Raw genomic sequence first — 24513 nt, forward strand, 5'->3', positions numbered from 1 at the left:
GCCTTATCTCCGAGCCGCGCGCGTGAGAAGCTGATCGAGCAGGGCAATCGCCAGATCGATTTCCTCGCGGGTGATCAGCAGGTTGGGCGCAAAGGTAATGACGTTCTTGTGGTAGCCGCCGACATCGAGCACGAGGCCGTACATTTTGGCGCCGACCTGCAGATCGCCCTTCATGCCTTCGTCGCAAAGCCAATCCATCGTGGCCTTGTCCGGCGTGTAGCTGTCGTCCTTGCAGATCTCCATCCGTAGGGCTAGGCCCAGACCGTCGACTTCGCCGACGATGGCATGGCGCTTTTGCAATTGTTTCAACCCATCGAGGAAATAGGCGCCCTTGGCCATGATGGCCGCGCCGAAATCCTCCTCTTCCAACATCTTCATGGTTTCGAGAGCCACGGCGGTCCCCATCGGGTTGCTGGCGAAGGTGGAATGTGTCGAGCCAGGCGGGAAGATCGTCGGATTGATCATCTCTTCTTTCGCCCAGACGCCTGAAAGCGGATTGAGCCCATTGGTGATCGCCTTGCCGAAGACGAGAGCATCGGGTGAAACGCCGAAATGCTCGATCGACCAGAGCTTGCCGGTGCGGTAGACGCCCATCTGGATTTCGTCGACGACGAGCAGGATGCCGTGATCGTCCAGCACCTTCTTGAGTTCGATGAAGAAATTCATCGGCGGAATGACGTAGCCGCCGGTGCCTTGGATCGGCTCGATGTAAAAGGCGGCATATTCGGACTTCTCGGCCTTCGGGTCCCAGACGCCGTTATATTCGCTCTCGAACAGGCGGGCGAACTTCTGGACGCAATAGTGTCCGTATTCCTCCTTCGACATGCCCTTCGGACCGCGGAAATGATAGGGGAACTCGACGAACTGCGCCCGATCCCCGAAGTGGCCGTAACGGCGGCGATAGCGGTAGCTCGACGTGATCGCCGAGGCACCGAGCGTGCGGCCATGATAACCGCCCTCGAAGGCGAACATCAGGCTCTTGCCGCCGGTAAAGTTACGCACCAGCTTCAAGGAATCCTCGACGGCCTGCGAGCCGCCGACATTGAAATGAACCCGACCCTTGCGCCCGAACTTGCGTTCGGCGTCCTGGGCGATCATCGCTGCCAGTTCCACCTTTTCGCGATGCAGATATTGCGATGCGACCTGCGGCAGCCGGTCGAGCTGACGGTGCGCGGCGGCATTCAGGCGTTCGTTGCGATAGCCGAAATTGACGGCCGAATACCACATCTGCAGATCGAGGAACGGTGTTCCTGCCCGGTCGTAAACGTAGGAACCGTCGCATTCCTCGAAGAATTTCGGTTTTGCCGTGTAGTGGACCGTATCGCCATGGGAGCAATAGGCTTCCTCGAGGATACGCAACTCTGCCTCAGATCTGACGGGCGATTGCATCTCGCCACTGAAGGCTTCGGCTACATTGGTTTTCATTAAATGCCTCTCGGTCTGTTCATGCGATCTTGGAATGCAGCAGCGCGCGGTGTCCCCGTGCGGCGCTGGGGAGGATTGCTTTCATCTTTGGAAGCAGGTCGGTGAAATCTTCGAACCCGACAAAAGGAATGCCGCGGTCGACGCAATAATCGGCGAGCTTGTCTTTTGCGAAGACGAGGTCGACCTTGTCGGCAACGCAGAAATCGCTTCGTCCATCACCAATGTAGATCTGCAGTTCGGCGCTTTTGACAACCAGGCACTTGCAGACGCCTGAACCGGACATGCAGCCGGCTGTCGTGGACGACGGGGAAAGAGAATACGACTCTCGGCCATGGACGAAGCGATGGGTGAGGATGTTGGCGATAATCGGCAGGTCTTCGATGCCGTGGCGCGCCAGGATGTAACGAATGAAGTAATCGACACCATCGCTGACGATCGTCACGGGCAGATCACTGTGATTGCAATAGGACAGGAAATCCTGGAAGCCGGGGTCGATGGACACGGTGTTCAGGAGCGCGTCGAGATCCGCCCGGCTCGCCTGGACGAGGGCGATCTGCCGGCGCATACATTCTGCCGACCCGATCAGCCCCTGTTTCCACTGCTGTTCTATGTCTTCCCATTCGGAACCGGCGAAACGGGACAACACCATATCCGTCGCGTCTTCGATGGATATGGTTCCATCAAAATCGCAAAACACCTGCATGAAAATGCCCTTTCGCCTTATCCCTAAGTTGCATCTAACAACTTCGGATGAGCCGGGCATGAGGGGAGGATGATGCGAAAATGAAAAACGCGGCTAAGTTGGTTATCTGCTTTTCGACAGCCTTAAATCGACCCGCAGGCCCGTTCCCCAGCGCGGCGTCGAGAGCTCGATCGTTGCGGCGAGACGATCCGCAGTATCGGCGACAATCGCAAGACCAAGGCCCGCGCCGTCGGTATGAAGTGTATCGAGCCGATAGAACCGCTGAAAGACCGCCGCGCGTTCATCGGGTGGAATACCAGGCCCGCTGTCGCTGATCGAGATTCGCCACAGGTCGTTTTCGGACGCGATCACCACTTCGATCCTGCCACCGACGGGCGTGTATTTGATGGCGTTGTCCAAAAGATTGCTGATCATCATGCGCAGCAGTGATTCATCCGTTTTGACCTGCGCCGTCTCACCCCCGTCGAGCGAGACGTCAAGCTGCCGGCTGGTGATGATGTTGCCGAATTCCGCCAGCACCGATGCCACCAAATGGTAGAGCTGGACGGGGATGGGATTAAGAGGATGATGGCTTACTCTGGCCAGTCGCAACAGCTGCTCAATCAGATGTATGGCGCGATTGTTGCTGGCCACGAGATCGGCGATGATCGTCTGTCGTTCCTGCTCGCTGTCGCTATTGCCCAGCATCTGCAGCAACAGCTTCACGCTGGCCTGCGGGGTACGCAACTGATGCGCCGCAAGATCGGAGAAGCGCCGCTCAAGCGTCAATGAATGACCTAGTTTGTCGAGAAGCTGGTTGATAGAGCGGCCGAGGGGCAACAGGTCCCGCGGCAGACCTTCGACGGGGATGGCGGAGAGATCGTCGGGCGAGCGGGTGCGGATCTGGCGCACCAGCCCGTGGATCGTCCGCAACCCGCTGTTGATGCCGAGCCAGATGAGAAAGCCGATGACCGGCACCAGCACGAGCAGTGGAAAGAAGAGATTGAGCAGGATGTTGGAAACCAGCGTTTCCCGAAGAGCGATCTTCTCGCCGATCTCCATGACGATGGTCGTATTCGGAATCGGCAGCGAATAGACCCGCCATTCCTCGCCCTTATAATTGAGCGTGGTGAAGCCGACCTTCTGCTGCGGCACGTCGGACTGGAACGCCGTGCTGCTGTAGAAGCGAATGCGGCCGTCCACCCAGGCGCGAAACATGTGGGCGTCGGCATAGTCGTCAGCGTCCTCGTTGAAGGCTAGCTGGTTGTCCATATTGAAGTCGATGTCTTCGATCTGTTTCGGAGAGTGATCCGGCGTTCTTTCCAGCGGGCGGCGCAGCAGACTCCAGATGACGTTGGCATCGTCGATGAGCTGGGCATCGTAAATATTGTTGATCTCGCGCGTTGCGCTGTTGAACGCGAAGGCACCGATCACCACGATCGTCACCACCACGACCGGCGCGATCCTGAAGAAGAGTTTGCGGGTTAGCGTGGAGTTGTTCATCGCTCGACCATGTATCCAACGCCACGGATCGATTTTATGAAATCTGTGCCGAGCTTCTTGCGCAGATTGTAGATCGTCACTTCGATCGCGTTGCTCTCGATCGTGTTGTCGGCATCGTAAAGCGCATATTCGATATCGTTCTTGGTCACGTATCGACCGCTGCGCTCCATCAGCAGTTTCAGCAAATGGAATTCCTTGGCGGTGGTATGAACCTGCGCACTCCCCTTGCGGGCAACCATCGCCGACGGATCGATCTCGACATCGCCGCATCGGATGAGGCTTTCGGTTCGCCCGTCGCGACGGCGGATTAGCGCGCGCAGGCGGGCCAGCAGCTCATCGAGATCGAACGGCTTGACCAGATAGTCGTCTGCGCCCTCGTCGAGCCCCTCGACTTTCTGGCGCACGGCATCGAGCGCGGTCAGCAACAGGACAGGCACGGAATTGCCCCTCTGCCGAATATGCCTCAACACCTCCATGCCGTTGAGCTGCGGGAGGTTGATATCGAGGATGACAGCCGCGAAATGCGAATGCTGCGCAGCTTCCAGGCCGGACTCGCCGTCCCGCATCCAATCGACGCCGTAAGCGTGCTTCTCCAACGCCTTCTTGAGGGATGATCCAAGAATATTGTCGTCTTCAACAAGCAGAACACGCACGGTCGATCTCATTCGTCAATGGGGATTGTGGAGCCGATGTGAACCGTAATTGAAGCGGCCTTGTGGCAGAGGTATAATGAAATGTTTCGGTCCAACAAGACCTGCAAGAGCGTATCCGAGCTGCTTCACAGTGTCCGATTGTCTTTCTCATCTCTCTCCCCGCATTCGACGGTATCCTGAGACGTTTGGCTTACATGTTTTATCCGTAGACTGCGAACGGGGCTGAGGGATGCAGGGACATGAAAACGCTCGCTCTTGTCGCTCCATCGCTTATCTCAATCACTTTCGCCCTTTCGTTCACCGCCTTAGCCGCGAATACCGCAACCACCGGAAACAGCAATTCCGGGCCATGCGCGAAAATGGTGGACAGCATCAATAATGGGTTGAAGTCATCGGCGATCAGCGCCGCCGACAGAAAGCGGGCGCAGGCGCTGGTGGCTGAAGCTCTTAAGCGTTGCAAGGCCAACGACTTTTCCGGAGCCGACAGCTATTTCATCGAGGCCTTGAAGATGCTGCACAAGTAACTCCTGGATGAATTGTGTAAAAAGCTTTTCACTTGACAGATGTGGGCCGACACATAAGTATATCAATGCAATCTACGCACGATCTTAATTATCAAAAACGTCTAGTTAGACGATAAGCTTGTAATCATTATGTATTAATTCCTTCATTATTGAGCCATCTTAACATGATGCAGCACAAATAAATTGTCTCTGTTCATGCTGAGAGGGAATCCTGAGTGGAGGCGATCGTTAAGCGAGAACGCAACCGGCGCGAGGCGGCAAATGAGGGATTACGCGCTACCACGGATTGGTGGTTCCGATGACGAAGGTTTCGGAGAGGATCAAGCAATTCATAGCAAGCCGGATCGTCTGGCGCAGCCTGCTCGCGATCTGTGTTATCGCGCTATTTATTCTTATTGTCGTTCGCCCGTGGGAAGATGACACATCCGACATTGAGAGCAACGTCGCCTTGGCCTGGAACAAGGCCATCGATCGGCTCGGCATGGAGCCGCTTTATCCTCCTCAGGAAGATTTCTTCGTCGGCGACATCTACATCGTAGCGACACGATCCAAAGAAGCGCCCGTTCCTGATTATCCGTCCGAGGTTTTCGAAGGCAAAGGCTTCAAGATCGGCCATGTCGATCTTCGCGCGAAAATCAATGGCCGCGACCAGACCCCTCGTTTCGCCGTGACCAAGCTGGTGGCGACAGGTAACGCCGACAGCGATCAATCGAACGTCGAACTCTCAAACACGTCCGATGCCAACCTCGTTTCTCTGTCGGAAATCTCGTTTCCCGGCGTTTCGATCCGACGCAAGCTGAACAGCGGTACGCGCTATAATCTCTTTGCGCTCGGGCGCGATACCTCCACGGTCGAGGACATCACGATCTCAAAGGCCGAGACCTATTCGGTTCCGGTTCTCGACGCCTTATCCGCCCTAGGGCAATATTGCGCCGACGAGGCGACCGAAAAATTGTGCGGCGACCACTATGCTCGGAAAATATTCGAATTCGTGTTCGGCCGCGACATCGATGCCAAATATCAGGGAAAATTCATCTTCAACCTGACCATCAAGCTCGTCAGCCAGGTTTATCTGACGCGACAGATTGATGTTGCGACGGGAGCAGCCGACGGCGTGCGCTACTCGGTTTCAAAGTCATCCCCGCACAAAGGGGCCGCCAAGAACAATGGGGAGGATCAGAGCCCAGGGAAGGATACCACCGCCAAGTCGGATGCCGCCGCCGATGTCGACAAGGATCCGCCGCCGGTCCCCCTTTCCTCTGAGTTTATGCGCTACGCGGCGCAAAATGGCGCCACAATCGCAAACAGGCAGACATTCGCGAAACCCCTCGCCTTCGGTTTCCGATCCGTATCTTTCGCAATCGACCCCAATCCTTGAGGAGAGATGCCATGGTTACCCGTCTTCATTTGATGACGTTTCTAATGCTGAGCGGATCCACAATGGTGATGGCTCAGACGCAGCTGCAGCCGCAGACGCAGGTGCCGGCACCAGAAAAACAGCCAGATTCACCAAAGCCAAAGCCAGCAGATTGTAAGCCTCAAGACTACTTGTGCGTGGTCATTAACAAAAAAAGCGGGCCTTTTACGCCGCACGCCGGAATTGCTGCCGCCGCACGTCGGGACAATCTCGGTCCTGACAAATACGATCTCAACAAGAAACTGAATGCCCATATAGACCGAAACAAAGGAGTGATGTGATCGCGACCACCGGCGACGGGGAGTGTTTATCGCATCTTCTCCGCGTCACGCCTTGCCTCCGAGCTAGGGAGTTAGATCCTCGCGCCCAATGCCCGCATCGACGCCGCCAGCACGTCGAAAATGCGGACATCCGTCGATTGCGCGACATTGAAGCGCATGAAGCCGCCGGCCGTTTCGTTTTGGCTGAAGGCGTTGCCGGGAGCGAGGATGACGCCCTTGGCTAGACAAGTGCGGGCGACTTCGGCGGCGTCGAGACCTTCCGGCAGCCGGCACCAGAGGAACATGCCGGCCTGCGGCCTGAGCCACGGCGTTATGCCGATTGTCTCCAATCGAGAAATAGTTTCGCTCATGGCCTTGGCAAGCCGAACCTGCAGCGCATCGATATGCTTGCGATAGCTGCCATCCTTCAGCGCCGAAAACAATAGCTCAGCCGTCAGTTGGCCGCCGCTGAAGCTGGTGGCGGTCTTCAAATCGACAAGGCCGTCGATCCAGTCCCGCCGCGCGGCGATGAAGCCGCAGCGCACCGAGGCCGACAATGTCTTCGAGAAGCTGCCGATATGGATCACGCGGTCGAGGCCGTCATAAGCGGCGAGCCGCGGCGCCGGCGTGTACTCGAAATCGGCAAAAATGTCGTCTTCGATAATGATCAAGTTGGAGGCGTCCGCCAGCTTCAGCAGGCGATGCGCTGTCACGGGCGATAACACGCCACCCGTCGGGTTGTGAACGCCGGAATTGGTGATGTAGAGGCGCGGAGCGTGCCTTTCGAGCGCCTGGCCGAACAGCTCGACATCCGGTCCCGTCGGCGTGAAAGGCACGCCGACAATATTGGCCCGGTGCGCCCGCAAGAGGGCATGGAAATTGAAATAACAGGGATCGTCCACCAGTACGGTATCGCCGGGTTCGAGCAGGAACCGGCAGAGAAGATCGATCGCCTGCGTACCGGATTCCGTCAACATGATGTGATCGGGCGATGCGGCAATACCGTGCTCGCCCATGCGCCTTGCCAGAAGCTGCCGCAACGGCGGCAGACCGAGCGGCGTCCCATAATTGGTGAGAATGCTGCTCTCGCCTGCCCGCGCCAGGGTTCGCATCGCACGACGCAACGCCGCTTCCGGCATCCAGGAGGGCGGAAGCCAGCCGCAACCGGGCATCAGCGCGTCGTCTCCCACCTCCAGAGATTGCCGTGAAATCCAAAGCGGATCGACATCGCGCTCCAGCTTGGGGCCGATCTCCGACAGGGAAAGCGGTGCGAGCGGCCCGCAGACATAAAAACCGGAACCGGGCCGCGAGCGGATCACGCCCTCGGCCGCCAGCCGCTCATAGGCTTCGACCACGGTGGACACCGAGACCCGCATCGTCCCGGCGAAGCTGCGCACCGACGGAAGCCGTGCCCCCGGTGCTAAGCTGCGCGCCGCAATGCGATCAGCAATCGCCGCCATCACGCTTTCGATGAGCGTGCCGCTGATCCCGCGCGTTGCGATCACATCGTCCATCCGTACTGCACCCCATACCATAACAGTTTGCAGAAATTGTACTGCACCGTCTCTGGAATGACCAGCCGGCTTCGCCGATACCGGCTAACAAACTTGGAGCATGTACATGGATAAGACGACGGGCGGGTGGATCTACGGACTGATGGGCGTGCTGATTTTCAGCGGCTCGTTGCCGGCAACGCGGGTGGCGGTGATGGATTTCGATCCCGTCTTCCTGACGGTCGCCCGTGCCGCGATCGCCGGCATCCTGGCGCTGTGCCTGCTGCTTGCCTTTCAGGAGAAGCGACCCGGTCGCGGCGATATCATCCCGCTTGCCATTGTGGCGCTCGGCTGCGTCGTCGGCTTTCCGCTGCTGACGGCTCTGGCACTCAAGCATGTCACTTCGGCCCATTCGATCGTCTTCATTGGATTGCTGCCGCTTGCTACCGCCATATTCGGCGTACTCCGCGGCGGCGAACGGCCGCGGCCGGCCTTCTGGATATTTTCTGCCATCGGTAGTGCCATCGTCTGCGGTTATGCCCTTGCACAGGGCATTTCAGCCTCGCCGGTCGGCGATCTGCTGATGCTGGCAGCAATTCTCGTCTGCGGCCTTGGCTATGCCGAGGGGGCGGTGCTGTCGCGCCGGCTCGGCGGCTGGCAGGTTATTTCTTGGGCGCTGGTGCTGTCGCTGCCGGTTATGATCGCGCTTTGCCTCTACACCATGCCGCAGGCGATTGGCGGCATCGGAGAGCCGGCCTGGATCGGCCTGATCTATGTCTCGCTCTTCAGCATGCTGATCGGCTTCATCTTCTGGTACCGCGGACTGGCGCAGGGCGGCATTGCCGCGGTCGGGCAGTTGCAGTTGCTGCAACCCTTCTTTGGCCTCGCGCTCGCCGCCACGCTGCTGAAAGAGAGCGTCAGCTGGTCCATGTTTTTGGTGACCATTGGCGTTATTGCCTGCGTGGTGGGTGCAAAAAAATTCGCGCGATAGCCGCTCAAAAAAAGCGCAAGGCTCTTGCGCTTCTAAACCAATCGGTCTAGTCTTAACTTATCAGTTCACAAAGGAGCAAATCATGACCACCCCACTCGTACCGCCGTTCACCCGCGAAACCGCTATCGCCAAAGCTCGTCTGGCCGAAGACGGCTGGAATAGCCGCGATCCCGAGCGTGTCTCGAAGGCCTACACCGTAGACAGCCAGTGGCGTAATCGCGCCGAATTCCCGCGCGGCCGCAAGGAAATCGTCGAACTCCTCACTCGCAAATGGGCCAGAGAGCTGGAATATCGGTTGATCAAGGAGCTATGGGCTTTCGACGGCAACCACATCGCCGTGCGTTTCGCCTATGAATGGCACGACGACAGCGGCCAGTGGTACCGCTCCTATGGCAATGAGAACTGGGAATTCGATGCCGAAGGGCTGATGCAGCGCCGCTTCGCCTCGATCAACGACATGCCGATCAAGGAAGAGGACCGCAAATTCCATTGGCCGCTCGGCCGCCGTCCGGACGATCATCCGGGGCTTTCCGAACTCGGCCTCTAGAACAATTCGAGGAATACTGCGAAGCGGTTTTCCGTCCGGGATTGTAAAAACCAAGAGATAGAGCGGTACTGCCTTTCCGTGAAAAGTTGAACCGCTCTAAGACACGAGACCATGACACGCACCATCTTCGAAAAATCGGACGCCATAACCCTCGTCGCCGAGGTCTTTCGCGAACTCGGCTACGAGGGCGCGTCGATGAGCAACATCACGGCGCGCACCAAACTGTCGAAAGGCAGCCTCTATCATTTCTTCCCCGGCGGAAAGGAAGAGATGGCCGCAGAGATTATGGCCAATATCGACGCCTGGTTCGTCAACGAAATATTCAAGCCGCTCGAAGAGGACGAACCGCGCGCCGCCGTTGCCCGTATGTGGGATAGGACAGACGCCTATTTCCGCTCCGGCCGCCGTGTCTGCCTCATCGGCGCCTTTGCGCTGGACGAAACGCGGGACCGTTTCCCAAGCGCGATCGAGGGCTATTTCAAACGTTGGATCGAAGCGCTTGCCGGCGCAATGATGAGGGCCGGCGTCGAAGCGTCAGAGGCGCATGAGCTCGCCGAAGAAGCTGTTGTCGGCATTCAGGGCGCACTGACGCTGACCAGAGCGCTCCAGGATGATGAGATTTTTGGGCGGATGCTTCAAAGGTTGAGGAAGCGGGTAGAAACCAGGCTGCAGTAAGCCGATGTCGCTTATCGTTCTGCCGACCGCTGACGTATTTTTTCCGGATACCACCCCGTAAACCGGATCGCGGCGACAAGCGCAACGATAGTTGCGACTATTCCCACCTGGACCGGTACCTCAGGCGCATAGAGCAAGACCGCATCCGCGGCTGCCATCACTGCGAAGGCGACTGCCCAGACCGAGGTGATCACATAGTTCGTCCTGATGAAGACAGAGCTGTCCCATAATTCGCGCGCCACCTGTTCGCGGGCATATTGCAGCGTGAACGGGCGCCGAATCAGGATGGATATCAGGACGATTACAAACAGCCCCGCATCGACTGCCAGACGAACAGCGAAAATCGATCCCATGAGACCGCCGCCCAGCAGAGCGTAAAGGGCGAGGCCAGTGAAGAGAATTGTCGTACCGATGTCCAGAATCTTCGCCGCCTTGCCGAGAATGAACCAATCGCGCAGCAAGAGAACGAACGAGACGAGCGCGGCCAGCAGCAGCGCCTCGGTTGGGCCAACGAATCGGTCCGCGACCGCAAACACGATGAAAGGCAGAAACGCAAGGAGAAGGCTCATTGGTTTATCCGTTCGCTGAATGGGTGGAGCGCAACGAAAACCTCGTTCGCGCCAATATTGACAGTGACAATATTGGGCATTGCTCACTTGTCAACGAAAATGTTTCCATTGTAAACATTTGAAATGAATCATGAAGCACCCGACGCCACCCCCCGCCGCCCCTATCACCATGGTGACCTGAAAGCTGCCCTGCTCGCCAAGGCGGAAACAATTCTGGAGAAGGAAGGTATTCAGGCCCTGACACTGCGCGCAGCGGCGCGAGCCGCCGGTGTGTCGCATGCCGCGCCCAAGAACCATTTCGACGATCTGACCGGCCTGTTGAGCGAGCTGGCGGCGTTGGGTTTCGTTCGCTTCAGCGCAGCGCTTGCCGACGCGATGACTGAGGCCGGTGACGATCCGCGCCAGCGAATCAAGGCGATGGGCCGTGGCTATGTCGGCTTCGCCGCCGCCCATCCTGGCCTCTTCGCCCTGATGTTCCGCAGTGAAGTGCTCGACTATGACCGACCGGCACTGCGCGATGCCACGGTCGCCGCCCGCCAGGCACTTGTCGCCGCCGTTCGAGCCCGCGCGCCCGACCCCTCGGCACCGCCACTGCAGATGGCGGCACAGGCGGCGGCGTTTTGGTCGCTGGCGCACGGCTTCGCCACGCTGCGGCTAGAGGGACGCCTGGACGTCATGATCGGATCGCTTCCCGGCAACGAAACAGCGGATAGTTTGCTCGATGCGGTGCTGGCAACCATCCGCGTCGGCGATTGAGCTTTTCGAGGCCGCCGCCGCTTAGGGCAGCGGCTCCGGCGGAGCGAGCACGCTGATGCCGAACCTGGCGGCGACTTCGAGCAAATGGCCGATCTGTTCCGGCGTCGGCGGCACGGCCGGACCTGGAACGGCGCCTTCGTCCAGGGCAAAACCAGCTTGCGAGATCATCTCGTCGAAGCCGCCAGGCGTGGTGATCAACAGGCTGCGAGCCGGCACGCTGCCAAGATTGCGCAGCCGGTGCGGCACACCTCGCGGTGCCAGATACGTCTCGCCAGGCTTCAGGACAAAACTGTTTTCGCCGATTGTAACGTCCAGCTCTCCCTCGAGCATGTGCATCGATTCGTCGTCATTGGCATGAACATGTAGCCCGCCATCGCCGCCCGGCGGCATGATGCCCTCGATCAGCGTGAACTGGCCGCCGGTCTGGGCAGAAGACAGCAGCACTTTCATCTGGACTCCCAGAAAGAGATAGGTCGGCGGATAGGATACATGCTGAAAGCTTGGTGTGATCATCTTGTTTTTCCTGAAACAAAGCGGAGACGGCACTGAACAGGTGCCTGTTGAAACTAGTGTGACGTTTCATCCCGGCAACGTGATTGTGATAAAAACCGAGCCGATGGAAATCGGCGGGACCACCGTCTTCCTTGAAAAGGCGGCTGGCAAATCCGGCCAACGCCCCCATCTTAAACAATCGTCCACAAAAACGTGGCAGTATCAATCATCTTTGATTCGCTACTGTCCAAGCTCCTGTGCTCCAGCAGAAACGGGAGCGTCGAGGAGATGGGTAGACCATGCTGCAACAGAACAACGAAACCGACGATGCGTTGATCGATCGACTGCAACGTTCCGCTTTCGACTATTTCATGCTGCACACCAACCCGGAAAACGGGCTAGTGGCGGACACCTCGATCAAGACGAGCCATTGCAGTATCGCCGCCGTCGGTTTTGCGCTGTCGAGCTATCCGGTCGCCGTCGAACGCGGCTGGATTAGCCGCGCCGACGCGGCACTGCGCGTGTTGACCGCGCTCAATTTCTTTGCCGAAAGCCAACAGGGCGAAGAGCGTGGCGCGACCGGCCATCGCGGCTTCTACTACCACTTCCTCTACATGGCGACCGGCAACCGCGCCTGGAACAGCGAACTCTCGACCATCGATACCGGCCTGTTCCTGATCGGCGTCTTGACGGCGGCCGCCTATTTCAAGGGGCCCAGCCGGGACGAAAAGGACATCCGCAAGCAGGCGCAGTTTCTCTATGAGCGTTGCGATTGGCACTGGGCGCTAAACAAGGGCCAGACGATCAGCATGGGCTGGAAGCCGAGCAGCGGTTTCCTGCGCTGGCGTTATCAGGGCTACGACGAGGCGATCTTCCTTTATGTGCTGGCGCTCGCTTCACCGACCCATCCCGTACCGTCGTCGAGCTACGAGGCCTTCGCCTCGACCTATACCTGGATGATGTTCAAGGACAGGCCCTATCTCTATGCCGGGCCGCTGTTCATCCATCTCTTCTCGCACGCCTGGATCGATTTTCGCGACATCCGCGACCGGCATGTGGCCGACAAGGAAACTGACTACTTCCGCAACACCCAGACGGCGATTGCCGTTCAGCGCGATTACACCGACCGCAATCCCGGCCACTTCGTCGGATATGCCAAGGACATCTGGGGCCTGTCGGCCTGTGACGGCCCGAATCCGACCGGCACCAAACACAGCCGGCGTTACAGCCCGAAAGTTCTCGGCTATGCCGCGCGCGGCGCGCCCCTCGGTCCCGATGACGGCACCATCGCGCCCTGGGGTCCGCTCTCCTGCTTGCCGTTCGACCGCCAGGCCGCGCTCGACGGCACCAAGGCCCTGCTGGCCGCCTATCCGAACCTGTTGCTGGACGGCCGCTTTCCCGGCGGCTTCAACCCCAGCGTCAAAGGTCCCGGCCCGGAGGGCTGGGTCGACGATCGCTCCGTCGCCATCGACCAGGGCCTGCTCGTCATGATGATCGAAAATGAGCGTACCGGCCTGATCTGGGACCTGATGCGGCAGTCACCGATCCTGCGCCGCGGCCTGGAACGCGCCGGCTTCACCGGCGGCTGGCTGGACGAAAAGCAGGCTGCACCGGCGATCGCTTGATTTTTGTATCGCTGACAGCCGTCAGGCATGTTCACTGTTACAGGAACGACGTGCCTCGCCCCGCATTGCGCGGAGAGGGTTGGGGCGAGGGGCCATGCGCGAGAGCGCGTCAAAACACATTCACCCAACCATCATCTTCTACGCCTCAAAGCCCCCTGATCGCCTCGATCACCTCGTCCTCGACGATGATGCCCTCACTCAGCGTAAGACGCCGTGAGGTCTGACCGCGCCGGCCGGGTAGACGGACGTTGGGATCGCTCGTGATTTCGCTCGCCAGCAGAGCCAGCCGCTTTGCGGTGTCGGCGGCACTCGTCGCTGCCGGATTGATGGCGATGATCGTGTGGCCAAGCGCGGGTGGCGAACCTTGGTCGTCGAACAGCGACGAAGATTCGAAAGAATAGTTGGCGCCCGTCAGGCCGGCGGACAGGATCTCCACCATCATCGCCAGTGCTGCCCCCTTCGATTCACCGGCGGGGATCATCGTGCCGGCCAGCGCCTCCTCCGCATCGGTCGTCGGCTTGCCGTGGCGGTCGTAGGCCCAATCGGCCGGTATCGGCGTACCCTTCTGCCGGGCGGCCATGACCTTGCCGCGCGCCACTTTCGACAGCGCCAGATCGATGACGATGGGATCGGCATCCGGCAGCGGCGCGGCGAAGGCTATAGGATTGGTGCCGAAGACCGGCCTCTTGCCGCCCCAGGGCGCTATCGCGGCCGGCGCATTGGCGACCATCAGCGCCACCAGCCCCTGGTCGGCAAAGCGCTCCACAGTCAAGCCCATCATGCCGGCATGATGCGAACGGCTGATGGCAGCAAGCGCGATCCCCTGCTCGCGGGCAACAGTGGGAAGCTCGGCAACGGCAAGATCGAGAGCCGGATAGGCGTAGCCGTTGCCGGCATCGATGCGCAGCACGGCAGGATAGGGCCGGGTGAGCTGCGGCTTGGCGAAACCGTCGGTCTTGCCGATCTTCGCCTGCCCGGCATAGGCAGGCACGCGGCGCAGACCATGGCCACCCTGCCCGGCAGCTTCGGCTGCGACCAGGGCAACGGCCACCGAACGGGCATTTTCCGCACTGACCCGATTTCGCATCAACGCATCCACGATCAGCGTTTCAGCTTCGGCGAGCGACAGATGCATGGTGAAAGACCTTGGAGTGGACAAGGAGAGCGAAGAGTTCCTATGCCCTCGCTCTCCTCTTAGCTATGCAACAATTGTTCCGCCTGCCTTAGGCGACGTCGAACTTGACACCCTGCGCCAGCGGCAGCGTCCTGCCGTAGTTGATGGTGTTGGTCGCCCGCCGCATATAGGCCTTCCAGGCGTCAGAGCCCGACTCGCGGCCGCCGCCGGTCTCCTTCTCGCCACCGAAGGCGCCGCCGATTTCAGCGCCGGAAGGCCCGAGATTGACATTGGCGATGCCGCAGTCCGAACCGCGCGCCGAGACGAAGGCTTCCGCCTCGCGCATATCGTTGGTGAAAATCGACGACGAAAGGCCTTGGGGCACGGCGTTATGCAGCGCCAATACCTCGTCGAAATCGCTGTATTTCATCACATAGAGGATCGGCGCGAAGGTTTCGTGCTCGACCGGACCGGTCTGCGCGGGCATCTCGACCAAAGCGGGACGAACGTAGAAGGCATCGGCCGCGCCGTTTTCGACCCGCTCGCCACCGGTAACCTTGCCTCCGGCCGACTGCGCCTGGCCGAGTGCTACCTGCATCTTGTCGAAGGCCTGCTTATCGATCAGCGGGCCGACGAGGGTGCCCGTTTCCAGCGGATTGCCGATGGCGACGGAGCCGTAGGCCTTCTGCAGGCGCGGCACGAGCTGATCATAGACGCTTTCATGCACGAAGAGGCGACGCAGCGTCGTGCAGCGCTGGCCGGCCGTGCCCATGGCGGAAAAAGCGACGCCGCGCAGCGTCAGATCGAGATCGGCCGTTGGGCAAACGATCGCGGCATTGTTGCCGCCGAGTTCGAGGATTGCCCGGGCGAAGCGACCGGCAAGACGCGGTCCGACTGCACGGCCCATGGCCGTCGAGCCGGTTGCCGAAACCAACGGAATCTTTGGATGATCCACCAGCACCTCGCCGACATCGCGGCCGCCGATGATCAGGGTCGAGAGGTCGGCCGGCGCTTCGCCGCCTTCAGCGACGTAACGCTTCAGCGCCTTTTCGAACAGTGCCTGTACGGCAAGCGCCGTCAGCGGCGTCTTTTCCGATGGCTTCCAGACGGTGGAGTTGCCGCAAACGATGGCGAGCGCCGCGTTCCACGACCAGACGGCGACCGGGAAATTGAAGGCGGAGATGATGCCGATCGGCCCCAGCGGATGCCAGCTTTCCATCATCCGATGTTCGGCGCGCTCGGTGGCAATGGTCAGTCCGTAGAGCTGGCGCGACAGGCCGACGGCGAAATCGCAGATGTCGATCATCTCCTGCACTTCGCCAAGACCTTCGGAAGTGATCTTGCCGACTTCGATGGAGACGAGACGGCCAAGCGCTGCCTTGCCGGCGCGCAACTCTTCGCCGAGTAGGCGGATCAGCTCGCCGCGCTTCGGCGCGGGCACGGCGCGCCAGGAAAGAAACGCCTCATGCGCCTTGTCGATCGCGGCTTTCGCTTCGGCAGCAGAATGCTCTCTTAGCCTGCCGATTTCAGCACCGGTTACGGGTGAGGTGACGGCAAGTGTTCCACCCGTATAGCGATCGGCGGCAACGCCGAGCTCGGTCAGAATTGCCTTGGTCTCGGTGGCGAGATCGAGTGCGGTGGTCATGTCATCTTCCTCTTCTTGTTATGATCGTTCAGTTCCCCGTCCCCAGAGCATCCCGCTTTCAGGTGAAATCACCAAGCGGATAAGATGCGCTAGACCCTTGCACCAACAAAATGCGCTGCCTGGGCGCCGGCTTCGTACCACATTTCCTTCAGCGCACGAAAGCTGGCCTCACGTGGGTCGGTCAAGGGCAGCGGCAAGTCGGCTTCGGAGACTTGGCCGAGAACATGGTCCGACAATATCTTCCCGAACACCGTCCCCGGCGCGATGCCGCGTCCGTTATAGCCGGAAAAGCCGACGACATTCGGCGCGAACCTGTGGAACCGCGGCAATGCATTGTCGGTCATGCCGATCTTGCCGTACCACTCGCTCTCAAAGGCGATGTCTCCGAGCTGCGGAAACAGCTGCTTCAGTGAACGCCGCGCCCAGCTCTTGTGGACGGTAAGCCCGGTATTGCGCAACGCCCCGACGCTGCCGAAGACAAGGCGGCCGGCCTGATCCATGCGGAAGGACGACAGGATCTCCTTCGTATCCCACACGCCCTCGCGGCCGGGCAGGATCGATTTGCGCAGGTTGTCGCCAAGCGGCACGGTGGCAAAATTGAAATAGGGCAGATGCACCTGCTCATTGCGCACCTGCTCCCAGGGGCCGGTGCTGTAAGCATCCGTCGCGACGATGATCCAATCCGCGCCGACACTGCCGCCGGCCGTCCTGACGATCCATCGCCCAGCATTTTTCTCGGCCGCAATCACGCTGCTGCCGGTATGTATCAGGACGCCGGCCTTGGCTGCCGCGTGCGCCAAACCGCGGGCATAGGCGAGCGGCTGCAGCGTACCGGCGCGCATATCGAGCAGCGCCCCCGCATAGGCAGAACTCCCCACCCGCCGCGCTGTTTCGCCGGCGTCGAGGACAGTGACCGGGGCACCGCGCTTGCCCCATTGGCGGACGCGCTCCTCAATCTCTTTCAGCCCCTCAGGTCCAACGGCGCAATGGAGCGTGCCGTCGCGCTCGAGTTCGCAGGCGATGCTGTGCTTCTCGATCAGCGCCATCACCAGTTTCGGCGCATTGCCCAGGACTTCCAGCAGCCGTTCGCCATGGACCGGACCGAGCACGCCGGGCAGGTCGTCAGGCATGACCCACATGCCGGCATTGATCAAGCCGACATTTCGCCCCGCGCCGCCAAAGCCGATTTCATTGGCTTCCAGCAGCACGACCCTGGTTCCGGCTTCGGCCAGATGCAGCGCCGAGGACAGCCCCGTATAGCCGCCGCCGACCACCACCACATCAGCCGAAACGTCACCAGCTAGCGGCCCCGTCGCGGGCGGCGGCGGTGCAGTTTTCTCCCACAACCCGTGAGAACGAGGGTCGTTCAGCATAGAGCCCATCCAATCGCGTAAAAGAATCCGGTCAATCTAGCGCTACCGACTGACTTACGGAAGCGGCAAGAGCGACATCCAGTAGACAGAGAAAAACTTGCATGGGGATGTCGCTTTCGACCATTATAGAGCGAAACGCCGGCCGCCGTCGCGGCCATGACAGAGTCAGGACAATCTCATGAAGCCCATTTTCGTTCAGCTCCAATGCGCTCCCGGCAAGACGTATGAGGTCGCCGACGCCATCTATCAGACGGAGCTGGTCTCGGAACTCTATTCCACCAGCGGCGACTACGACCTGCTGCTGAAGGTCTACATCAAGGACGAGCAGGACATCGGCAAGTTCATCAACGACAACATCGCCAACATCCCGGGCATCGTCCGCTCTTTGACCACGCTGACATTTCGAGCGTTTTGAGAGGTTCCGATTGATGGACAGGCATCGGTTTTGATGCCGCACTTTCCGAGAGGGCCCCTCACCTCAACCCTCTCTCCGCATTCCGGGAAGAGGGGCACACTGAGTTTTTTGACCGGAGCACGACTAGCGCCGCGAACGCCGAGGCAGTCCCTTCTCCCCGCCTGCGAGGAGAGGTTAGGGTGAGGAGCCAGGCACAAACCCGAGGCGTCAAAACACTCGCCTGCCAAGCCCCACCTTCCCTAACGGAACGCTCCGAAATTAACCCTCTTGCACGAATCCGCTTGGCCTCTCGCCCGCAATTAAGCTCATTTTAACCGGCAAAATGATCTGGTTTGCGCGCTGATCAACGGACGGCGCCTTCGCGCGCCTGATCGCTGCGGCTTTGCACGGTCCAAGGATCGAGGGCGGATCGATGACATCGGCTATTTCAGATATTCAGGCACAGAACCCGGCGGGACCGCTGATTGTTCATGTCGTGCGCCAGTTCCTGCCCAACAAGGGCGGTCTGGAGGATGTGGTTGCCAATCTCTGTCGGCAATTGATCAGCCGCGGCTATCGCGTCCGTGTCGTCACCTGCAACAGCCTGTTCTCCGATCCGACCCGCGAACTAGCGCCGACCGAAACGATCGACGACATCGAGATCGTCCGCATCCCCTGGTCCGGCTCCAGCCGCTATCCAGTGGCGCCGCAGGTATTCAAGCACATCGCCGACGCCGACCTCATCCATGTCCATGCCGTCGATTTCTTCTTCGACGCACTTGCCTGGGGTAAGCTGCTTCACGGCCGCCCGATGGTCGCCACCACCCATGGCGGCTTCTTCCACACGCCGAAATATGCCGCCATCAAAAACATCTGGTTCAAGACGGCGACACGGCTTTCCGCCCTCGCCTACGCCGAGCTGATCTGCTGCAGCCAGTCGGACGAACGATTGTTTTCAGGCATCGCCGCCCGGCGAACCCGACTGATCGAGAACGGCGCCGATGTCGCCAAATTCGCCAATTGCGCTGCGCTCGAGGCTCGCCGCCGCATCGTCACCATCGGCCGCTTCTCCGTCAACAAGCGGCTCGACCGCATGCTTGACGTCATGAAGGTGCTCGCCGCCCGCCATCCGGATTGGCATCTCGATATCATCGGCGCTGTTTCCGACCTCGACCAACCGACGCTGGAAAAGGAGATCGCCGCCCGCGATCTTGGCCGCCATGTGTCGCTTCATCTATCGATCGACAATTGCGCCATTCGCAACGTCATCGCCCGCGCCTCGATTTTCGCTTCGGCCTCCGAATATGAGGGTTTCGGACTGGTGGCGATCGAGGCGATGAGCGCAGGTCTCCTGCCGGTGCTGCACACGAATGACGCCTACAAGGCGCTCGCCGAGACCCATCCGACGCTGATGCTTGCCGACTTTTCCAATCCGGAAGCCGCCGCCAACGCCCTGACCTCGGCCTTCCTGCGGCTGGAGGCCAAGGGCCTCACTCTAAGAGTAGAGCTCATTCATGATGCCCGCGCCTATGCCTGGGATGAAGTCGCGCAACGCTATATCGATGTCTATGCCGAAGCCATGACGCCCAAAGGCCAGCGGCGTCATCCCCTGCGCGAACGCGGCCAGGTGGCGTAACCTTCCAGAATGCCCATGAGCCAGGCGCGCTTGTAGTGCGCCGTATCAGCCTTGAATCGCAGCACCGCCACCAGCCAACTGGCGATAGGCCTGCACAGGCGGTAGGCGACATAGGCAAGCGGAAAGCGCTGCTTGCGCATCAAGGCACCGAAACCGCGACCATATTTGCGCGCCCGTTCGATCTGCCGCGGACCGTATTCGCTGGTGACCTGATCGTGATGGACGATCAATTCGGGAAAGAACATCAGCCGGTTGCCCGCAGCAAGGGCACGCAGCAGAAAATCCGCCTCCTCACCGCTTTGGAACGGCGAGTCCGAACCGACGCCGAGATTCTCGTCGAAGCCGCCAATGCCGGGCAACACGGTGCGGCGGACGAAAATACTGTTGGAATTGCCGCACTTCAGATAGTTCCAGCGCGTAACCGCAAGCGGCGTGTCGCCTGTCGGGCTGACCGAGGCGACGCCGCCGGCATCCAGCGTGCGGCCGGTGACGATAGCAAGCTCCGGATGATCGACAAACAGCCGCTCCGCCGTCTCCAGCGTATCGGGCTCATACCAGCAGTCATCGTCGGGAAAACAGACATAGTCGCCGATCGCCGCCGCCATTCCATTGTTGCGTGCCCGCGAAAGACCCTTGGCCGAGCGGATATGGCGGATCATGAAGAAGGGCGAAAAGCTTCCGATCAATCCCAACAGTCGGTCGTCCGGATTCTGATCGACGAGGATCACCTCGAAATCCCTGTGACGTTGATTCATCAGCGATTGGAACAACCGCTCCAACTGATCGAAGCGGTCGATCGTACAGACGATGAGGCTGAACAAAGAAGACCCTCCGAACAAACGGCAAAACAGCCAACATCAGCAGGATTGAATATTAGCTGAAGTAAAAACGAAATTTACATTAGGAATAAACGCCAAATATTAAGGCATATGAAATAGAGCACGCGCTATCTCCATGATAAGCCGGATATTTTGCGGCCACTTTTTGCGACCTGGGGAAACGGTAGTCTTCATGACGAAGAGCATCATGGCCAATTCGGCGTTGAACGCAGCGGCGGGACTGACCCTGTTGGCGACCGGCTTTGCCTGTTCGATCATCGCCGCCCGTCTGCTCGGGCCGGAGGCCAACGGCATCATCGCCTTCTCCTTTTGGCTGACGACGACGGGAGCACTCGTCGCCGAACTCGGAACAGGGGTGACGCTGCTGCGCATCCTGCCGCAGTTGAAGGTGCAAGGCTATTCGACTGAGGAACGGCGCGGTTTTGCCGCCTATATGCTGCATCCGACGATCCTGTCGACGCTGATCCTGCTTGCCGGTTATACCGCCTACTATTGGGAGGCGGAGCGGATGCATTGGGCCAACGACTCGTCGTCCATCATCGTCATCACCGGCGCGTTTTTCGTCCTTCAGTCGCTCGGCGCCTATAGCAAGAACTATCTGATCGGCGAACAGCAGCTCGGCGCCTTCCTCCGCATGACCTTGACGAGCTCCATACTGCAGCTCGTCACCGTGCTGCTCGGCGCGGTCTTTTTCGGCGTCAGCGGCGCACTCGCCGGCTATGCCATCGGCCAGCTCCCGATGTTCGTCTCGAGCCTGAGGATCGCGGTCGCTCGCCGCAACAGCTGCGGCGTCGGCCTTGGCTATCTCGTCAGTTCCTCGCTCATTCTCTCAGCCGAATTCATCAACAGCTCGATCTTCCTCAACCGCATCGAGCTGGTCTTCCTGCAGCACTATTTGGGCATCCAGGCAGTTGGCTTCTATGCCGTCGGCCTGTCGCTTGCCAATCTCGCGCTTCAGCTTCCCGTGCAGTTGAGCGGTAGCCTACTGCCCTATTATTCCGAGCAGATGCATTCGCATGCGTCGGGCAAACTCCCGGTCCACGTATTCGAAGGTGTCGCGCGCAGCATTTCCTATATCACCCTGCCGATGAGCTTCGGCCTTGCGGCCATCGCCCCGGAACTGGTGGTGACGATCTTCGGTAAGCCCTTTGGCCCAAGCGGCAGCATGGTGGCGCTGCTGTCGCTGACGGCGGCTCCTTACGTCTTCATGCAGATCTGCACGCAATATCTCTATTCGATCGACCGCATGCGCGAGCGCACCATCATCGGTGGCGTCGCCAGCGCCATCATGGTCGTGGGGTGCCTGATCGCCGTGCCTTCTTATGGCGGCGAAGGCGCCGCCCTGGTGCGGTTGCTGGCCTTCACCGCCATGTGCGTGCTGATGGTACGCCGCATGGAATTCGAAGGCTCGATGGGCAGCATGTTCGTCAGCCTCGCCAAAGTGACCGCCGCTGCCGTCCTTTGCGCGGCGGCCGCTTATGGCTTTGTTCACGCCCTGCCCGGTATTCCGGGCCTCGCCAGCGCCGTCATTGCCGGCGTCCTGGTTTATGGGTTGGCGCTCCGGCTGCTGAATGCAGTGCCGCCGGAGGATATCGCCGTCCTGCAACAAATCGCTGCGCGCCTGCCCCGGCGCGCCCATCCGATTGCCGTTCACGCGCTGGCATGGCTGGCGCCACGCCGAATTTGAGGAGTATGCCATGGCTGCGTTGGGAGCCGCCGAAAACCAGGGCCCGCTTAAGGATGCCACCCCCGCCGCCACGCCGGTGACCTTCTCCGGAACTGTCGGTCTGTTCATGCCCGCCGCTACGCCGTCGCGCCAGACGGCCGTATTGTTCCTCAGCCCCTGGGGTTTCGAGGAAATGTGCACCCGCAAGTTCTGGCGCATTCTCGCTGAGGATTTTGCCAAGGCGGGCATCGCCAGCCTGCGTTTCGACTATGCCGGCACCGGCGATGCGCTTGATGTTGTCGATCCGGGCGAAGGACTGGCGCTCTGGGAAGGTACGGCACTCGACGCCGCCGCCATGCTGCGATCGCTCTCCGGATGTGAGCGGCTGATTCTGGTGAGCCAGGGCCTCGGAAGCGTCGTGGCCCTCGATATTGCCGAGCGGCTCGCCGCCGTCGACGGTATCGCCCTGCTGGCCCCGGCCATCTCCGGCCGCGTCTATCTGCGGGAATTGACCGTATGGTCGAAGATGATAGACGAAGGCATGGGGCTGACCGAAGCACAACGCCGAACCGAGGGCGTCACCATCGCAAGCCTGCGCATGCCTGACACCACCGCCGCTGCGGTAAAAAAACTCAACCTGATGACGCTCGCCCATGTCAACGCGCCGGACTGCCTTGTCCTGACGCGACCGGGCCGCCCCGGTGATGCCGATTTCGCTGCGCATGTCGAAACCCTCGGCCCGCGCGTCGAACGCGCGGCCTATGATGGCTATGACGAGCTGGTATCGAACCCGACCATCGCCACCATGCCGCTGGAGGCCGGCCGAAAAATTCTGGATTGGGTATTGTCGATCGCGACGGAGCCCGCGACGGCACCGCGCAAGATTCTCCGCGCGCCGCGCGCCGAAGCGCTTGATGGCGACGGTTTTCGCGAAACACCACTGCGTTTCGGTGAAGGTGGCCGTCTGTTCGGCATTCTCTGCGAACCCTCGGGCGCTCGCGCGGGCGCGACGGCGTTGCTGTTGACCACGGCCTATGACCGCCATGCCGGTTGGGGTCGGATGTCGGTGACCATGGCCCGGTCGCTCGCCCGCGACGGCATCCCTTCACTGCGTTTCGACACCGCCAACGTCGCCGACAGCCCGCCGCTCCCCGACGCCCAGGAGCAGGTACTCTATTCCCCCGATCAGCATCAGGATGTCAGCGCCGCGTTAGACCTTCTGGAGACCGAGAAGCTGCTGCCCGCCTTTTCCGTCGGCCGCTGCAGCGGTGGTTATCTCGCCTTTCAGAGCGCTATCCGGGATAGCAGGTGCAGCGGACTGATCACCGTCAATCCCTACGCCTTCTTCTGGGACGAAACGCAACCGGTCGACGAAGCCTTGCGTTTCGTGCCGCGTTCGCTCGAGACATATGGCCAGAAATTCCTGCAGTTTGAGACACTGAAGCGGCTCTACGGCGGCCAGATCGACGCCAAGAGTGCGGCGCGCAACATTGTCGTGGCGCTCGCGCGTCGCGCGGTCCGGCTCGGTCGCCCCCTGCTCGGCGTTCTCCCCTTTTTCGCGGGTGAGCACGAAACCGTCATCAACGGCTTCCGCTCGCTCGCCAAACGCAAGGTCGATATTTCGCTGATCTACAGTGCTCACGACATCGGTTTGGATCACTTTCGCGAGCATTTCGGCGAGGAAGGCGCTGGTCTGAAGAATTTCCCCGACGTCCGCCTCACGATCATCCCTGACGCCGACCACAACCTGACGCCGCCCTATGCGCGGAAAGTGTATTTGCGGGAGGTAAGGGAGATGGCATTGAGACTGAGTGAATGAGGCACTAGCCCTCGGCGGGCGATCCGCTCCTTACGTTCGAGCGCCAGCGAGAATTGATTGCCGCGGCCGATGGAACCGCGGATTTCGTCGTTGGTCTGGCAACGTTTCATCGGATGCACATCCACCGAATTGAAGATCACCGCACCGTCGGTGAATGCCTTCGCGCGTCTTGTTGTACTCAGCTCTGGATTGTTGCTCGAACACAAAATCGTGAGCAATAAACTCGATACGTCAAGATGATCTTCTGTAACAATCTTGGAATTGAATAGAAATTCCAAGACTAATTATTAGAGATGAATGAATAATTGTCAAAAATTGAATGTGTCATTAGTGGATCACCTACAAGAATTAATATAGAAACTAAAATTATATTAAAATTTTAAACGACTATTAACCATGGAAGTAAGCTTTACTT

23 protein-coding genes are annotated in these 24513 nt (G+C 59.9%); 12 read left to right on the forward strand and 11 right to left on the reverse strand.

Going from position 1 to position 24513, the window contains the following annotated elements:
• Positions 1–3: 3 nt before the first annotated feature.
• From PY649_RS12145 to PY649_RS12160, 4 genes are all read right to left on the reverse strand, one after another.
• Positions 4–1425, reverse strand: a complete 1422-nt coding sequence (locus PY649_RS12145; RefSeq protein WP_285868636.1) for an aspartate aminotransferase family protein — start codon at positions 1423–1425, stop codon at positions 4–6.
• 19 nt (positions 1426–1444) lie between these two features.
• Complete coding sequence (locus tag PY649_RS12150) at positions 1445–2128, reverse strand: MtnX-like HAD-IB family phosphatase (protein ID WP_285868638.1); 684 nt, start codon at positions 2126–2128, stop codon at positions 1445–1447.
• A 102-nt stretch (positions 2129–2230) separates the two neighbouring features.
• Positions 2231–3610 carry a sensor histidine kinase gene (locus PY649_RS12155; RefSeq protein WP_285868640.1) on the reverse strand — a complete coding sequence of 460 codons (1380 nt, stop codon included), beginning with the start codon at positions 3608–3610 and terminating at the stop codon, positions 2231–2233.
• Positions 3607–4263 carry a response regulator transcription factor gene (locus tag PY649_RS12160; protein WP_285868642.1) on the reverse strand — a complete coding sequence of 219 codons (657 nt, stop codon included), beginning with the start codon at positions 4261–4263 and terminating at the stop codon, positions 3607–3609. The genes PY649_RS12155 and PY649_RS12160 overlap by 4 nt, the downstream gene beginning before the upstream one ends.
• Before the next feature lie 239 nt (positions 4264–4502).
• Here PY649_RS12160 and PY649_RS12165 point away from each other — a divergent pair, with 239 nt between their 5' ends.
• From PY649_RS12165 to PY649_RS12175, 3 genes are all read left to right on the forward strand, one after another.
• Complete coding sequence (locus tag PY649_RS12165) at positions 4503–4787, forward strand: hypothetical protein (protein ID WP_285868643.1); 285 nt, start codon at positions 4503–4505, stop codon at positions 4785–4787.
• A 298-nt stretch (positions 4788–5085) separates the two neighbouring features.
• On the forward strand, positions 5086–6165 hold the full coding sequence (locus PY649_RS12170; protein ID WP_285868644.1) for a hypothetical protein: 1080 nt from the start codon (positions 5086–5088) through the stop codon (positions 6163–6165).
• 11 nt (positions 6166–6176) lie between these two features.
• Complete coding sequence (locus PY649_RS12175) at positions 6177–6485, forward strand: hypothetical protein (protein ID WP_285868646.1); 309 nt, start codon at positions 6177–6179, stop codon at positions 6483–6485.
• 71 nt (positions 6486–6556) lie between these two features.
• Here PY649_RS12175 and PY649_RS12180 read toward each other — a convergent pair whose 3' ends face one another.
• The gene (locus PY649_RS12180; protein ID WP_285868648.1) at positions 6557–7978 is read right to left on the reverse strand and encodes an aminotransferase-like domain-containing protein; all 1422 of its coding nucleotides are present in this window, start codon (positions 7976–7978) and stop codon (positions 6557–6559) included.
• A 106-nt stretch (positions 7979–8084) separates the two neighbouring features.
• Between PY649_RS12180 and PY649_RS12185 the strand changes: the two genes are divergently transcribed.
• The 3 genes from PY649_RS12185 (at position 8085) to PY649_RS12195 (ending at position 10170) form a co-directional block, all read left to right on the forward strand.
• A complete protein-coding gene (locus PY649_RS12185; protein ID WP_285868651.1) occupies positions 8085–8948 on the forward strand; it encodes a DMT family transporter in 864 nt (287 codons plus the stop codon).
• Between the two features lie 82 nt (positions 8949–9030).
• Positions 9031–9495, forward strand: coding sequence for a nuclear transport factor 2 family protein (locus PY649_RS12190; RefSeq protein ID WP_285868652.1), 465 nt, complete (start codon positions 9031–9033; stop codon positions 9493–9495).
• Between the two features lie 111 nt (positions 9496–9606).
• Entirely contained in the window at positions 9607–10170 is a 564-nt protein-coding gene (locus PY649_RS12195; protein WP_285868654.1) for a TetR/AcrR family transcriptional regulator, read from the forward strand.
• A gap of 11 nt (positions 10171–10181) precedes the next feature.
• On the opposite strand, the gene PY649_RS12200 is transcribed toward PY649_RS12195, so the two are convergent.
• Entirely contained in the window at positions 10182–10739 is a 558-nt protein-coding gene (locus PY649_RS12200; RefSeq protein WP_285868655.1) for a hypothetical protein, read from the reverse strand.
• 123 nt (positions 10740–10862) lie between these two features.
• Between PY649_RS12200 and PY649_RS12205 the strand changes: the two genes are divergently transcribed.
• Positions 10863–11495 (forward strand): TetR/AcrR family transcriptional regulator, encoded by a 633-nt coding sequence (locus PY649_RS12205; RefSeq protein ID WP_285868656.1) that lies wholly within the window; start codon positions 10863–10865, stop codon positions 11493–11495.
• Positions 11496–11516: 21 nt separating this feature from the next.
• Here the strand turns inward: PY649_RS12205 and PY649_RS12210 are convergent, their stop codons facing one another.
• A complete protein-coding gene (locus tag PY649_RS12210) occupies positions 11517–12008 on the reverse strand; it encodes a cupin domain-containing protein (protein WP_285868657.1) in 492 nt (163 codons plus the stop codon).
• Between the two features lie 278 nt (positions 12009–12286).
• Here PY649_RS12210 and PY649_RS12215 point away from each other — a divergent pair, with 278 nt between their 5' ends.
• Complete coding sequence (locus PY649_RS12215) at positions 12287–13612, forward strand: glucoamylase family protein (protein ID WP_285868658.1); 1326 nt, start codon at positions 12287–12289, stop codon at positions 13610–13612.
• Positions 13613–13757: 145 nt separating this feature from the next.
• On the opposite strand, the gene PY649_RS12220 is transcribed toward PY649_RS12215, so the two are convergent.
• The 3 genes from PY649_RS12220 to PY649_RS12230 all read right to left on the reverse strand — a co-directional run bounded on the left by PY649_RS12220 (position 13758) and on the right by PY649_RS12230 (position 17744).
• Complete coding sequence (locus PY649_RS12220) at positions 13758–14747, reverse strand: Ldh family oxidoreductase (protein WP_285868681.1); 990 nt, start codon at positions 14745–14747, stop codon at positions 13758–13760.
• 88 nt (positions 14748–14835) lie between these two features.
• A complete protein-coding gene (gene amaB, locus PY649_RS12225; protein ID WP_285868659.1) occupies positions 14836–16371 on the reverse strand; it encodes an L-piperidine-6-carboxylate dehydrogenase in 1536 nt (511 codons plus the stop codon).
• 89 nt (positions 16372–16460) lie between these two features.
• A complete protein-coding gene (locus PY649_RS12230; protein WP_285868660.1) occupies positions 16461–17744 on the reverse strand; it encodes an NAD(P)/FAD-dependent oxidoreductase in 1284 nt (427 codons plus the stop codon).
• A 178-nt stretch (positions 17745–17922) separates the two neighbouring features.
• On the opposite strand from PY649_RS12230, the gene PY649_RS12235 reads away from it, so the two are divergent.
• Both PY649_RS12235 and PY649_RS12240 read left to right on the forward strand, forming a co-directional pair.
• Entirely contained in the window at positions 17923–18159 is a 237-nt protein-coding gene (locus PY649_RS12235; protein WP_034522129.1) for an Lrp/AsnC ligand binding domain-containing protein, read from the forward strand.
• Between the two features lie 412 nt (positions 18160–18571).
• Positions 18572–19774, forward strand: a complete 1203-nt coding sequence (locus PY649_RS12240; protein WP_285868667.1) for a glycosyltransferase family 4 protein — start codon at positions 18572–18574, stop codon at positions 19772–19774.
• On the opposite strand, the gene PY649_RS12245 is transcribed toward PY649_RS12240, so the two are convergent.
• Positions 19741–20595 carry a glycosyltransferase family 2 protein gene (locus PY649_RS12245; RefSeq protein ID WP_285868668.1) on the reverse strand — a complete coding sequence of 285 codons (855 nt, stop codon included), beginning with the start codon at positions 20593–20595 and terminating at the stop codon, positions 19741–19743. The genes PY649_RS12240 and PY649_RS12245 overlap by 34 nt on opposite strands.
• A gap of 190 nt (positions 20596–20785) precedes the next feature.
• Between PY649_RS12245 and PY649_RS12250 the strand changes: the two genes are divergently transcribed.
• Entirely contained in the window at positions 20786–22300 is a 1515-nt protein-coding gene (locus PY649_RS12250; RefSeq protein ID WP_285868669.1) for a lipopolysaccharide biosynthesis protein, read from the forward strand.
• A 10-nt stretch (positions 22301–22310) separates the two neighbouring features.
• Positions 22311–24098: an alpha/beta hydrolase gene (locus PY649_RS12255; protein ID WP_285868671.1), complete on the forward strand. Its 1788-nt coding sequence runs from the start codon at positions 22311–22313 to the stop codon at positions 24096–24098.
• Positions 24099–24513 lie beyond the last annotated feature (415 nt).

The sequence above is a fragment of the Rhizobium mayense genome, from assembly GCF_030272705.1.
GTDB classification, from domain to species: Bacteria; Pseudomonadota; Alphaproteobacteria; order Rhizobiales; family Rhizobiaceae; genus Rhizobium; species Rhizobium mayense.